The organism is Marinomonas phaeophyticola (assembly GCF_026966905.1).
Classification (GTDB): domain Bacteria; phylum Pseudomonadota; class Gammaproteobacteria; order Pseudomonadales; family Marinomonadaceae; genus Marinomonas; species Marinomonas phaeophyticola.
Genome location: NZ_JAPUBN010000020.1, coordinates 183,347 through 194,694 on the forward strand (window position 1 = coordinate 183,347; position 11,348 = coordinate 194,694).

12 protein-coding genes, 1 pseudogene and 1 riboswitch are annotated in these 11,348 nt (G+C 41.1%); of the genes and pseudogenes, 11 read left to right on the top strand and 2 right to left on the bottom strand.

Features of this window, described 5'->3' with window-relative positions; translation table 11 throughout:
• The 5 genes and pseudogenes from O1D97_RS17045 (at position 1) to O1D97_RS17065 (ending at position 5,746) form a co-directional block, all read left to right on the top strand.
• Positions 1-1,242, top strand: coding sequence for a 3-deoxy-D-manno-octulosonic acid transferase (locus O1D97_RS17045; RefSeq protein WP_269127358.1), 1,242 nt, complete (start codon positions 1-3; stop codon positions 1,240-1,242).
• Between the two features lie 87 nt (positions 1,243-1,329).
• A riboswitch (TPP riboswitch) is annotated at positions 1,330-1,456 on the top strand.
• A gap of 46 nt (positions 1,457-1,502) precedes the next feature.
• A complete protein-coding gene (gene thiB / locus O1D97_RS17050; RefSeq protein ID WP_269127359.1) occupies positions 1,503-2,510 on the top strand; it encodes a thiamine ABC transporter substrate binding subunit in 1,008 nt (335 codons plus the stop codon).
• Positions 2,486-4,126, top strand: coding sequence for a thiamine/thiamine pyrophosphate ABC transporter permease (gene thiP / locus O1D97_RS17055; RefSeq protein WP_269127360.1), 1,641 nt, complete (start codon positions 2,486-2,488; stop codon positions 4,124-4,126). The genes thiB and thiP overlap by 25 nt, the downstream gene beginning before the upstream one ends.
• 40 nt (positions 4,127-4,166) lie before the next feature.
• Positions 4,167-4,804 (top strand): annotated as a pseudogene (locus tag O1D97_RS17060) (ATP-binding cassette domain-containing protein).
• 87 nt (positions 4,805-4,891) lie between these two features.
• A complete protein-coding gene (locus O1D97_RS17065) occupies positions 4,892-5,746 on the top strand; it encodes a DMT family transporter (RefSeq protein WP_269127361.1) in 855 nt (284 codons plus the stop codon).
• Positions 5,747-5,793: 47 nt separating this feature from the next.
• Here O1D97_RS17065 and O1D97_RS17070 read toward each other — a convergent pair whose 3' ends face one another.
• Together O1D97_RS17070 and O1D97_RS17075 are read right to left on the bottom strand one after the other, a co-directional pair.
• Positions 5,794-6,684, bottom strand: coding sequence for a DMT family transporter (locus O1D97_RS17070; RefSeq protein ID WP_269127362.1), 891 nt, complete (start codon positions 6,682-6,684; stop codon positions 5,794-5,796).
• A gap of 19 nt (positions 6,685-6,703) precedes the next feature.
• Complete coding sequence (locus tag O1D97_RS17075; RefSeq protein ID WP_269127363.1) at positions 6,704-7,594, bottom strand: DMT family transporter; 891 nt, start codon at positions 7,592-7,594, stop codon at positions 6,704-6,706.
• Positions 7,595-7,726: 132 nt separating this feature from the next.
• On the opposite strand from O1D97_RS17075, the gene rpsF reads away from it, so the two are divergent.
• The 6 genes from rpsF to dnaB all read left to right on the top strand — a co-directional run bounded on the left by rpsF (position 7,727) and on the right by dnaB (position 11,239).
• The gene (rpsF, locus tag O1D97_RS17080) at positions 7,727-8,140 is read left to right on the top strand and encodes a 30S ribosomal protein S6 (protein WP_269127364.1); all 414 of its coding nucleotides are present in this window, start codon (positions 7,727-7,729) and stop codon (positions 8,138-8,140) included.
• 22 nt (positions 8,141-8,162) lie between these two features.
• Positions 8,163-8,393, top strand: coding sequence for a 30S ribosomal protein S18 (gene rpsR / locus O1D97_RS17085; protein ID WP_191600719.1), 231 nt, complete (start codon positions 8,163-8,165; stop codon positions 8,391-8,393).
• A gap of 20 nt (positions 8,394-8,413) precedes the next feature.
• The gene (locus O1D97_RS17090; protein WP_269127365.1) at positions 8,414-8,902 is read left to right on the top strand and encodes a hypothetical protein; all 489 of its coding nucleotides are present in this window, start codon (positions 8,414-8,416) and stop codon (positions 8,900-8,902) included.
• A gap of 104 nt (positions 8,903-9,006) precedes the next feature.
• On the top strand, positions 9,007-9,273 hold the full coding sequence (locus O1D97_RS17095) for a hypothetical protein (RefSeq protein ID WP_269127366.1): 267 nt from the start codon (positions 9,007-9,009) through the stop codon (positions 9,271-9,273).
• Positions 9,274-9,295: 22 nt separating this feature from the next.
• Entirely contained in the window at positions 9,296-9,739 is a 444-nt protein-coding gene (gene rplI / locus O1D97_RS17100; protein WP_269127367.1) for a 50S ribosomal protein L9, read from the top strand.
• 114 nt (positions 9,740-9,853) lie between these two features.
• Positions 9,854-11,239 carry a replicative DNA helicase gene (dnaB, locus tag O1D97_RS17105; protein WP_428981134.1) on the top strand — a complete coding sequence of 462 codons (1,386 nt, stop codon included), beginning with the start codon at positions 9,854-9,856 and terminating at the stop codon, positions 11,237-11,239.
• The last annotated feature ends 109 nt before the right edge of the window (positions 11,240-11,348 follow it).

Genomic DNA, 11,348 nt, shown 5'->3' on the forward strand with positions numbered 1-11,348 from the left:
ATGTGGGCCTACCAAATATTGTTGTCCCTACTGACGCCTTTGATTATGCGCAAATTGAAGCGCTTAGAAAAAAACCATGACAACTATTCGCTGCAGCAAGCTCTTGGAAACGTCGATAAAGAGATTCGTGTGGATTTGTGGATTCACTGTGCATCGGTAGGGGAGGTGCTTGCTGTTCGGCCTTTAGTGAATGAATGGCAGCGCTTGTTTCCTAAAAAACAGTTGTTGATTACCACTATGACACCAACAGGAGCAGCGCAGGTCGGTCAACTGTTTCAAAATAATGTACAGCATCATTACCTTCCGGTGGACTGGAAGAGGTCAGTGAAGAAATTTCTGTCTAAGGTTACTTGTCCCAAGTTGCTTATTGTAGAAACGGAGATGTGGCCAAACTTGCTGTTTGAATGTAAGCAACAAAATATTGCAGTCTATTTAATTAATGCTCGCTTAAGTGAGCGTTCTCTAAAAAAATATCTTAAATTTAAAACATTGTCTAAAGCGATAATGGCATTACCTAAGCGGATTTGTGCCCACGATGCGGCGGATGCTGACCGCTTTCGTAAGTTAGGCGTTGAGTCCATTTGTGTTACAGGCAATATTAAATTTGACCTTACCATTCCTGATTCGGTTTTAGAAAGTAATTGGAAATCTCATTTAGCAGAAGGGTCTTTGGTTTGGATTGGAGCGAGTACCCATGAGGGAGAAGAAATCCTACTTTGTGAGTCCCATAAACGAATAAAGCAAACTCATCCAATGGCATTGCTTATTTTAGTGCCAAGGCATCCAGAGCGTTTTGACGCTGTTTATGATTTGGCTCGAGGTTACTTTCAACGAGTGGCTAAACGGAGTGAGGTTACTGCCGAAAATTGGTCTCAGTATGACGTTATTATTGGCGACTCTATGGGAGAGTTACTGCTTTATTATCATTGTGCAGATGTAGCATTTGTTGGTGGCAGTCTTATTACTAGAGGCGGACATAACCCTATTGAGCCCGCGTTACTTTCAAAGCCTATTCTTATAGGAGAGCATACCTTTAATTTTAAAGAAATTACCCAAGAGTTAATTCAAGAAGGCGGTGCTTTGCTTTGTATTGATCGCTCTGTATTGATAGAAAATGTCTTAATACTTTTTGATGACGACTCTTTGCGACAGGTTATGGGGGAACGATCGTTGTCTTTTGCTCAGCGTAATCAAGGAGCCGTATCTCGAGTATTAGACTGTATTGATGAAATTAAACATTAGCCATTTTTTATGTTTTTATCTTAGAAAGTGGGCTGAGAAAGGAAGTTTCTAGCGATTTTTTTAATAATCGTTATAATCTAGCCCGAATTACATCTCATGGGGTGCCTTTTATTGGGCTGAGAAGCAAATTCATTAACGGTAATCCGTTAGACTTGCTAACCCGTTGAACCTGATCCAGATTATGCTGGCGTAGGGATTGAGATCTTGCTTTATATGCAGCCTCACACCGCGCCGCTCATTGTATTTATTGGAGCGACCAAATGCGTTTTACTTCTCTTGTTACCTTATCTGCAACGGCCTTGACGGCTTTGTCCTTGTCTACGATTGTAATGGCGGAGGATAAAAATACTCTGACCGTTTATACCTATGATTCTTTTGCTGCTGAATGGGGTCCCGGTCCAAAAATCAAAGCCGACTTCGAGAAAGAATGTCACTGTGAGCTAAACTATGTGGGTTTAGATTCGTCTGTAGGCATTTTATCACGCGTCCAGCTTGAAGGTTCATCTTCTAAGGCCGATGTTTTACTGGGCCTCGATGTAAATTTAATGACGGCTGCAGAAAAAACGGGATTGCTAGCTCCTCACTCTGTGGACACTCAGAAGGTAACGGTTCCTGGTGGTTGGGATAATTCATATTTCGTGCCTTTTGACCAGGGATATTTTGCGTTTATTTACGATACTGAAAAACTTAAAAATGTTCCAATGTCTTTACAAGATATCGTTGAAAACCAAGAGTTACGTGTTATTTATCAAGATCCTCGAACCAGTACTCCAGGGTTAGGATTGTTATTATGGATGAAATCTGTTTATGGTGATCAAGCCGCTGCCGCTTGGGAAAAGCTAAGTTCGCACACTGTTACCGTGACTAAGGGGTGGTATGATGGCTATAGCTTATTTTTGAAAGGCGAATCTGATGTCGTGTTAAGTTATACCACTTCTCCTGCATATCATATGGTGGCAGAAGGTGTGAACAAGTATCAAGCGGCACCAGCTGTGGAAGGTTTTTACCCTCAAATTGAAGTGGCGGCACAGTTAAAAAGTGCTCCAAATCCAGAGTTAGCTGAGGCGTTTATGGAGTTTATTCTGACGAAGGGCTTTCAGTCTCATGTTACCACTGGCAATTGGATGTTTCCTGTTGTTGATATGCCTCTACCAGAAGCGTTCTCTTCATTGCAGCAGCCTACCAAAGTGTTAAATCTTCCTTTAGAGGAGATATCAAAAAATCGTAATGCTTGGGTGAATGAGTGGTTGGAAGCAACGACAAGGTAATGACTCGTTCTTGGATGTCATTTGATAAGGCGCTTTTTATCCGGTGGCGTTTGCTGCCAGCGCTATTAATAGTTGCTGTTTTTGCTATCATTGGAGCTGCCAGTTTGGCGGCTCTTTTGTTTTATGGAGAATCCAGTAGCTGGGCTGAATACTTATCAAATACGTATTTGTGGCGCATTGTTCGATTTTCTCTGTGGCAGGCATTTTTAAGCAGTATTATCAGTATTGGTTTTGCTGTGCCTATTGCATCCGCATTAATGCATCGGCAATTTTTCGGTCGAGATGCGCTTTTTCAATTATTTGCGGTTTCCATGGTGGTGCCTAGTATCGTTGCCATCTTGGGGATTGTGGTGGTCTATGGCCGAGCCGGTTGGATAAGTCGCTGGACCGGTATTGATGTTCCTTTGTATGGGCTTTTAGGCATACTGCTTGCCCACATATTCTTTAACCTTCCTCTGGCTGTACGTTTATTGGTGCAAGCGTATTCGTTAATTCCTCAAGGGCAATGGCGCTTAGCCTATCAATTAGGCTTCTCTCGCTGGTATGCCTTTAAATACATAGAGTGGCATTATGTACGCAAAGCGCTTCCAGGGGCGTTCGTATTGATCTTTATGTTGTGTTTTTCAAGTTTTGCTGTCGTTTTGAGTTTGGGGGGAGGGCCTAGGTCAAGTACTTTAGAGGTGGCTATATATCAAGCTCTCCGCTTTGAGTTTGATGTCTCGAAGGCGAGTGTGTTGTCTCTATTGCAAGTGGTTATATGCAGTCTTGTTGCGGTTCTAGTTTATCGATTTTCTTTACCCGTTAAGCAAGATGGCAGTGTCCTTAAGCTAACGGTTTATGACTTAAAAGATACTGTTTGGAATAAGGTGATTGATTTCGTTGTTATTGTATTGGCATTATTGCTTATTTTACCGCCTTTTCTCGCTATATTAGAGCCCGTGTTGAGTGTGGTTTTCTGGCAGACATTGAAAGATCTCAAGATGTGGATGGCGGTTTGGGTTTCATTGAAAATAGCGCTTCCGGCTGCGATATTAAGTTTAATACTGGGGCTTGGATTCGTTTTTGTTGCTCGTTATGCGCGACTAAAGCCGTCATTAAACTGGTTGGCAAGCATGGTAGAGCATTTGGGCAGTAGTATTTTAATGGTTCCAGGGTTGGTGATTGCTACCGGATTGTTTTTGATTTTTCGACAGCTTGGATGGGGATTTGAGCATGGCTATTGGATAGTTGTCTGGGTTAATAGCATGATGGCATTGCCTTTTGTATTGAGAGCCTTAACTCCTATATTTTATCAACAAGAAAAGCGTTATCAGTTACTTTATTCAAGTTTGGGTATATGGGGTGTTTCTCGTTTTAAGCTTGAATGGCCTCTGGTTAGAGGGAGTGTGGCGCAGGCCTTTGGTTATGCCACATTACTTTGTTTGGGGGATATGGGGGTGATTGCCTTATTTGGTTCTTCTGGGCTCTTATCTTTACCCTTGTATCTATTTCAATTGATTGGATCATATCGATTGGAGCAAGGTGCCAGTGTTGCTGTTGTATTAATGGCTTTGTGTGTCGCCTTGTTTATATTATCGACCCGACTTATTGGGGGGAAGCAGAGTGTTAAAAATTGATCTGTCTTACAGTTGGGGAGTATTTTCTGCACATTATTCAGTGAATATAGTCACTGGGCTAACGACCTTGTTAGGAGGCAGTGGAGAAGGGAAGAGTACTTTATTGCAGCTGATTGGAGGCTTTCTTGAAGGGGAAGGGGGGCTGTCATTTGATGGCGACAACCTTCAAAAAAAGCGCCTTATGAGCGGCCGATCACGACTCTTTTTCAAAGTGATAACCTGTTTCCTCAATTAACCGTGTGGCAAAATATTGCGATTGGTTTGCGCCCAAATGGTAAGCTATCGTCTATTGAGCGGCAATCGGTTGAGTGGGCGTTGAAGAAAACTCAGTTAGAAGATCAGCGGGATAAATACCCAGAAATGTTATCTGGTGGACAGGCTCAAAGGGTTGCTTTAGCGAGGGCAATTGTCAGGAAAAAGCCCATACTTTTACTGGATGAACCTTTTAGCGCTCTTGATCCAAGTTTACGGGAGGATATGTTGTTATTAGTGGCCGATTTAACACGTGATCTTGGGTTAATCACATTGCTAATTTCACATCATCCCCATGAAGCAAAATTAGCGGGTGGTAATATTATTTTGATTGAGGCGGGTCGCGTACTTGAGCAAGGTTCAGCGATGGCATTGGATAACCCAAGAGAAAACTCGGCGTTAGCACGGTACTTGGGTAAATCTTAATCATTGATAATGATGTCCTCTTAAATACTATTTAAAAACGGATTTGTATATGAATATCATCATTTTATTTAGTGCTTGTTATCAATAATGGAATTGGCGCTAATCAAAAAAGGGATTTATGCCACGATCGCTTATGCCCTAATTATGTCAGTTACGGCATTGGCTGCAAAAATTGTACAACAAGATGTAGCCGTTGCGACTTTGGTTTTTTGGCAAAGTATTCTCTGCTTAGCTATCTTACTGCCTCAGCAGACAGGTCATTGGAAATGGCATCCCAGGTCGGTTTGGAAAGTTCATTTTTTGCGCAGTATTGGTGGCTTTTCTGGTTTTATTTTCTATTATTATGCCCTTAACCATATTCCTTTAGTCGAAGCTTCTTTGCTAAGAACCTGTGCCCCTTTATGTGTACCCTTTGTGGTTTTGTTGATGCATAAAACAAGGATTCCTCTGAGACGTTGGTTTCCTTTAATGATTGGTTTTACAGGGGTCGTGCTTATTATTCAACCCACTCCATCTAGTATTAACCATTGGCATTTTGTGGGGCTTTTATCGGCAGTTGGGTTAGCTTTTTCTATGGTGGCTACTCGGGCGTTGTCAAAATCTGTTCGAAGCCAAGAAACGATTGCCATTTATTTTGCTGTATCGGCATTGTTATCTTGGTTAATGGTGTTGCTACAGGGGAATAGCCTATATGTTCCTCTGCCGCTTTTTGGTTGGGTAGGTGTGGTTGCGATGACGCTGTACGTAGGGATGTTTTTGTACACTAAAGCTTATACATATGCCCCTGCTAGTATTGTTTCACCAGTAAGTTATATTGGCGTTGTTTTTAGTGGTATTTGGGGGTGGTTACTATGGGGACATATTCCTAATAGCATTGCTTTTATGGGAATGCTCTGCATTTTTATTAGCATATTGTTTAGCGCTCGTTTATCTAGAGGGTAGCTTCTGATGAATAGTGTATGTTGTTATCTAGCTTGATTTTTAGATATTCATGTTTTTTGCCTTAACTTGTTTAATATAGTGGCAATAAATATACCGCCGAAAATTAGCACGATACCAATAATATGGAAGTTGTAGAGACTTTCATTAAGAAAAACCAATGATAGAAAAATACTGAATACAGGCATTAAATGAATAAAATGACCTGCGGTTGACGCGCCTAATTTTTGAATGCCTGTATTCCAACAAAGGAAGGCACCAATGGAGGCAAAAACTGACATATATAAAATGGTCCCCCAGTCTGTGCTTCTGATGTCGTGTATGTTTTGATCACCAAATGCTAGTAAAATGGGCAGTTGAATGAGAGTGCCGATAATGGCTGTACTGGCAAAGAAAGCAAGCATAGAAAGTCCTTTTGGCTTCTTTACTATAAGCACAGAATAAACGGCCCAGCAAAGTGCGGCGACAATAATCCATAAGTCACCAGTAGATACCGTGAGCTTCATTAACGTATCCATACTACCTTGGCTGACGATATTGATTACACCAAGGGTCGAGATAAGAATACCCGTATTCTGTAACCAAGAGGTTCTTTGTCCAAGTAATACTCTTGCGGCAATCAATATAATGACAGGCATAACTGAGTTTAAAAGAACCGCATTGGTAACACTGGTTGTGGTCAGTCCTATATACAAAAATAAATTGTAGTTACAGACGCCAAACCAAGCTAGAAAAGTCAGCATTTTCCAGTTCTGAAAAACGATTTTGTATTCTTTTATTAATGGCTTATAGGCAAATGGTAGAATGAGTAGGCAGGCAATAGACCAACGTGCGAATGACAAAAAGAAAGGGTCCAGTCCTGAACTCAGAGTTATCCTTCCTAAAACGTAGTTGCCTGACCAAAAAAGAACGGGTAACAGTAAGTAAATAAACGCAGGCATGATCTTCCTTATTCTGGGGCTAGTTTTCTTTTCTTGCTTTTGCAATATTTTGAACGGTTAAGCCAATTAGTATGCAGGCTAGGCCAATAAGAGTCGAGATTTTTACGGCCTCATCTGTGAATTGTGACAACCAAAAAATAGATAAGATGGGTGCAAGGAAGATTAAATTCGCCACCTTGGTTGCTTTTGATGTGAGTTTTAATGCGTTGTTCCATAGAACAAAAGTCAAGCCCATCTCAAAAAAACCAATGTAGATTGCACTTAAAACACCTTTGTCACTCCATTGGATATTGTCTTCTGTTAACCACCAATAGATGAGAATAAGAGGAAGGGCGAAAGCGAAGTTCAGCGTCAGTCCGATTAAGCTTGGTCGTTGATCTTTCGTATTCAATAACCAGTAGCTAGCCCAAATTATTGTGCTTACTAAGGCTAGTATAACGCCATAGAAATTACTGAATTCAAGTGATAAGGGGCTTCCATTCGTGGCGATAACTAAGACACCAAAATAACAGCATGCAGCCGCAATAAGGTCAAAAAAAACAAGTTTTTGCTTTAATATTGGAACGGCCATAAAGCTCAGCATAATGGCCCAAGTGTAGTTGATTGCTTGGGCTTCTTGAGCAGGCAATAAATTGTAGGCTTCCAGTAATACGAGATAGTAAATGAAAGGGTTTATTGCGCCAAAAAATAATGATGACTTCCAAGATTCGATGAAATGAAAAACTAATTCTGACCATTGTTTTTTGTAGATAATTAAAGTAATTAAAAACAAGAGTGAGGTAAAAGAGGCGACTAATAATAATTGAGCTGGGCTTTGTTGAGAAAGAGAGAGGCTAAACGCGGTCGCTACCGTTGACCAGAGAAAAACAGCCATGAAACCTAGAATCATCGCCTTTACTTGGTTGGTCATATTTTTTTACTTCCTTGGTTTCATTATTTTCAGGGGTGTTATATAATACCGCACCCCGTAAATCAATACTCCTTGTCTCACAGCTTATCTAACGGGGGAAGCGTGGAGACTAAGAACCCATAAGGAGCTTCAATGCGTCATTATGAAATCGTATTTCTGGTTCATCCAGATCAAAGTGAACAAGTACCAGCAATGGTCGAGCGTTACACTAACTTGATTACTGAAGATGGTGGTCAAGTTCACCGTCTAGAAGACTGGGGTCGCCGTCAATTAGCTTACCCAATCAACAAAATTCACAAAGCACACTACGTTCTTATGAATGTTGAGTGTTCTGAAGGTGTTTTGTCTGAACTAAACGACACATTCCGTTACAACGATGCAATTATCCGTAATTTGGTAATTCGTCGCAAAGCGGCTGTGACAGAAGTTTCTCCAATTAAAGCATCTGAAGGTCGTGATGACCGTCGCCCAGCTCCTCAGCGTGAAGAGCGTGCTTTAGAAAATTCCGTTGAAGAAGATACTTCTTCTGACGATTCTGCTGAATAATTAATTGGATTAGGAGATACTCATGGCTCGTTTTTTCCGTCGTCGTAAGTTCTGCCGTTTTACAGCAGAAGGTACAATTGAGATCGATTATAAAGATCTTGAGACACTTAAAGGTTATGTAACTGAAACTGGTAAAATCGTACCTAGCCGTATTACTGGCACAAAGGCACGTTACCAGCGTCAATTAGCGACTGCTATTAAGCGTGCTCGCTATATTGCTCTTTTGCCATACACTGACAGTCACTTTAATTAATAAGTGATTCGAGGTACCGCATGAGTACGCTAGCAAACTGGGTAATGAAAAAACGTATGCATGCCATTATTGGTGTGGCAGCGTTTAGTGTCATCCCTCTTATGTTTTGGTTAGCGGCAGCCATTTTAGGTTTGGTGGTGCTTCGAAAAGGTATTGCAGAGGCAATTCCTGTACTGGCATGGGGTGGACTGTCTCCATTGATGTTGTGGCTTTACCAAGGTGATGCAACTTCATTAATCGTATTGGTCCAAGTCCTTGTGTTAGGGTATTTGTTACGTACAAAAATGTCTTGGTCATTGGTTTTAACCGTGGCTAGTTGCATAGCTTTGTTAGGGGTGTTCCTTCTACCGATTCTAATGCCCAGTATGCTGAATTTGATGATTGAAATGATTCAGCTGTTTTTATCTGAGCAAACGGTAAAGGTGCCTGATGAAAGTTTGATCTTTAATCAGGTTGTTGTGGCGCTCTCAAGTGTTCAGGTTTTTGTAGCTGTAGCGGCACTTTTTTAGCGAGAAAGTGGCAGTCTACATTATATAATCCTGGTGGCTTACGTGATGAATTTCATCAACTTCGATTACCCTTGGTATCGGTGTTGTTGTTGGGTGGGATGGTTTTGTTAGGTGAAAGCCTAGGAGATGAATTCCATGTTTTGACCCAAGTGTCTATACCTGTTTTTGTTTTGGCGGGAATAGCGCTAGTACACGGAGTGTTAGCAAAAAAAAGAATTGGGATAGTTGGATTGGTTATATTTTATCTTGTAGGTTTCTTTGTTTTGAATGTTTATTTTACGATGGTGTTAACAGCATTAGCTGTAGCCGATGCGTTTATAAATTTTCGAGGCAGAATACAGGAAAAGCCATCTGATTTAAGTGATAGCTAATTATTAATTAGAGGTGATCGAGATGGAAGTTATTCTACTCGACAAAGTAAACAAGTTAGGCGGTATCGGTGACGTTGTTACTGTAAAACCAGGCTTCGCTCGTAACTTTTTGGTTCCAAACAAAAAAGCTGTAATGGCTACAAAAGCTAACTTATCTACTTTTGAAGAGCGTCGTGCTGAGCTAGAAGCTCAAGCAGCTGTTCGTAAAGAGGCTGCTGTTGCTCGTGGTGAGCAATTAGCTGGTAAGACTTTCACTATCGAAGCAAATGCTGGTGATGAAGGTAAGTTATTCGGTTCAATCGGTGCACGTGATATCGCTGAACTGATTTCTACTGAAGTTGAAGTGACTAAAGCTGAAGTGCGTCTTCCAGAAGGTGTGATTCGTCATACAGGTTCTTTTGAGATCGATGTTCAAGTTCACTCTGAAGTAGTTGTTACTGTTACATTAGAAGTAAAAGCTGGCTAATCAATGTAATCATTGATGGTTAGATAAAAAGGGCGCTTGATGTATTACATCAGGTGCCCTTTTTTTGGCGCGTGATACCCTTCGTTTTATATTTTCACACAGATACAGCCTTGGATAAATATTGTGGATAGACAAGAACAAGCTCCTGCACCTTTAAAGTTACCTCCTTACTCAATTGAAGCGGAACGATCCGTTGTTGGTGGGTTGATGCTCGACCCTCAGGCATGGGATAAAGTCTCTGAAGTGGTTGTTTCTGACGATTTTTATCGACCTGAACATAAGCAGATTTTTTCAGTGATTGCTCGTTTAGTGGATGATTCAGAACCTGTAGACATGGTAACCATTGGCGAACGTTTAGATAAACGGGGTGAGTTGGATGCCATTGGTGGGGTTGCTTATCTAATGGAGATGGTTGAATCCACTCCAAGTGCGGCCAATATTGCCGCTTATGCAGAAATTGTACGTGAGCGTTCAGTTTTAAGGGCGTTAATTTCTACAACAACAGACATTACGACTCGTGCCTTTAACCCTGAAGGGATGACGGCAGCCGAAGTATTGGATGAAGCTGAGCGGAAGATATTTCAGATAGCAGAAGGGGGAAGTAAGAAAGGTGGGCCAAGAATTGTTTCTGAAATATTGAATGTCACTGTGGATAAGATCGATGAACTTTACCATCAAGAGGGCTCAATCACAGGATTAAGTACAGGGTTTACAGATTTAGATGCAATGACTTCTGGGTTACAAAAGTCAGATTTGATTATTGTTGCTGGTCGTCCGTCTATGGGGAAAACAACATTTGCAATGAATTTAGTTGAAAATGCAACCATGATTACGGATTTGCCAGTTGTGGTTTTTAGTCTAGAGATGCCTTCAGAGCAGTTAATGATGCGTATGCTGTCGTCACTCGGTAAAATAGATCAAACAAGAATGCGTTCGGGTCAGTTACAGCAAGAGGATTGGGACAAGCTTATGTCTGCGGTCAAAATGCTGAAAGATAGAAAGCTTTTTATTGATGATACGGCAGGTATTAGTCCAACAGAGATGCGCTCAAGGATTAGGCGAATTGCCCGAGACAATGGTGGTGTCGCACTGATAATGATAGATTATCTTCAGCTAATGCAGATCCCTGGCTTTTCTGAGGGGCGTACAAATGAAATCTCTGAGATTTCACGCTCTCTTAAGGCTATTGCCAAAGAGATGGAGTGCCCGGTGATTGCTTTATCTCAGTTAAATCGAAGCCTAGAAAACAGGCCCAATAAACGTCCTGTAAATTCGGATTTGCGTGAGTCAGGGGCGATAGAACAGGATGCCGATATTATTTCTTTTGTTTATCGTGATGAAGTGTATAACGAAGATACTCCGTATAAAGGGATTGCGGAGATTATCATTGGTAAGCAACGAAATGGGCCAATCGGGACGTGTCGTTTGTCTTTTGTGGGTAAATATACTCGTTTTGAAGATCTAGCTCCTGATGCTTATAGGGATTTTCAGGACGAATAAACGCAAGTTGTGAGTTTGGTCAGTGTTTATTATGTTGGCTATTGTATAGAAATGTAAGATTTTGTACTGTATCTGTATGGAAAGTTCGAGATTGTGGTTTGGTTTTTAA

What these genes read in the sequence shown, in the direction of transcription:
- O1D97_RS17045 (WP_269127358.1), top strand. Translation starts at nt 1, where the DNA reads ATGTGGGCCTACCAAATATTGTTGTCCCTACTGACGCCTTTGATTATG.
- thiB (WP_269127359.1), top strand. Translation starts at nt 1,503, where the DNA reads ATGCGTTTTACTTCTCTTGTTACCTTATCTGCAACGGCCTTGACGGCT.
- O1D97_RS17065 (WP_269127361.1), top strand. Translation starts at nt 4,892, where the DNA reads ATGGAATTGGCGCTAATCAAAAAAGGGATTTATGCCACGATCGCTTAT.
- O1D97_RS17070 (WP_269127362.1), bottom strand. Translation starts at nt 6,684, where the DNA reads ATGCCTGCGTTTATTTACTTACTGTTACCCGTTCTTTTTTGGTCAGGC.
- O1D97_RS17075 (WP_269127363.1), bottom strand. Translation starts at nt 7,594, where the DNA reads ATGACCAACCAAGTAAAGGCGATGATTCTAGGTTTCATGGCTGTTTTT.
- rpsF (WP_269127364.1), top strand. Translation starts at nt 7,727, where the DNA reads ATGCGTCATTATGAAATCGTATTTCTGGTTCATCCAGATCAAAGTGAA.
- rpsR (WP_191600719.1), top strand. Translation starts at nt 8,163, where the DNA reads ATGGCTCGTTTTTTCCGTCGTCGTAAGTTCTGCCGTTTTACAGCAGAA.
- O1D97_RS17090 (WP_269127365.1), top strand. Translation starts at nt 8,414, where the DNA reads ATGAGTACGCTAGCAAACTGGGTAATGAAAAAACGTATGCATGCCATT.
- rplI (WP_269127367.1), top strand. Translation starts at nt 9,296, where the DNA reads ATGGAAGTTATTCTACTCGACAAAGTAAACAAGTTAGGCGGTATCGGT.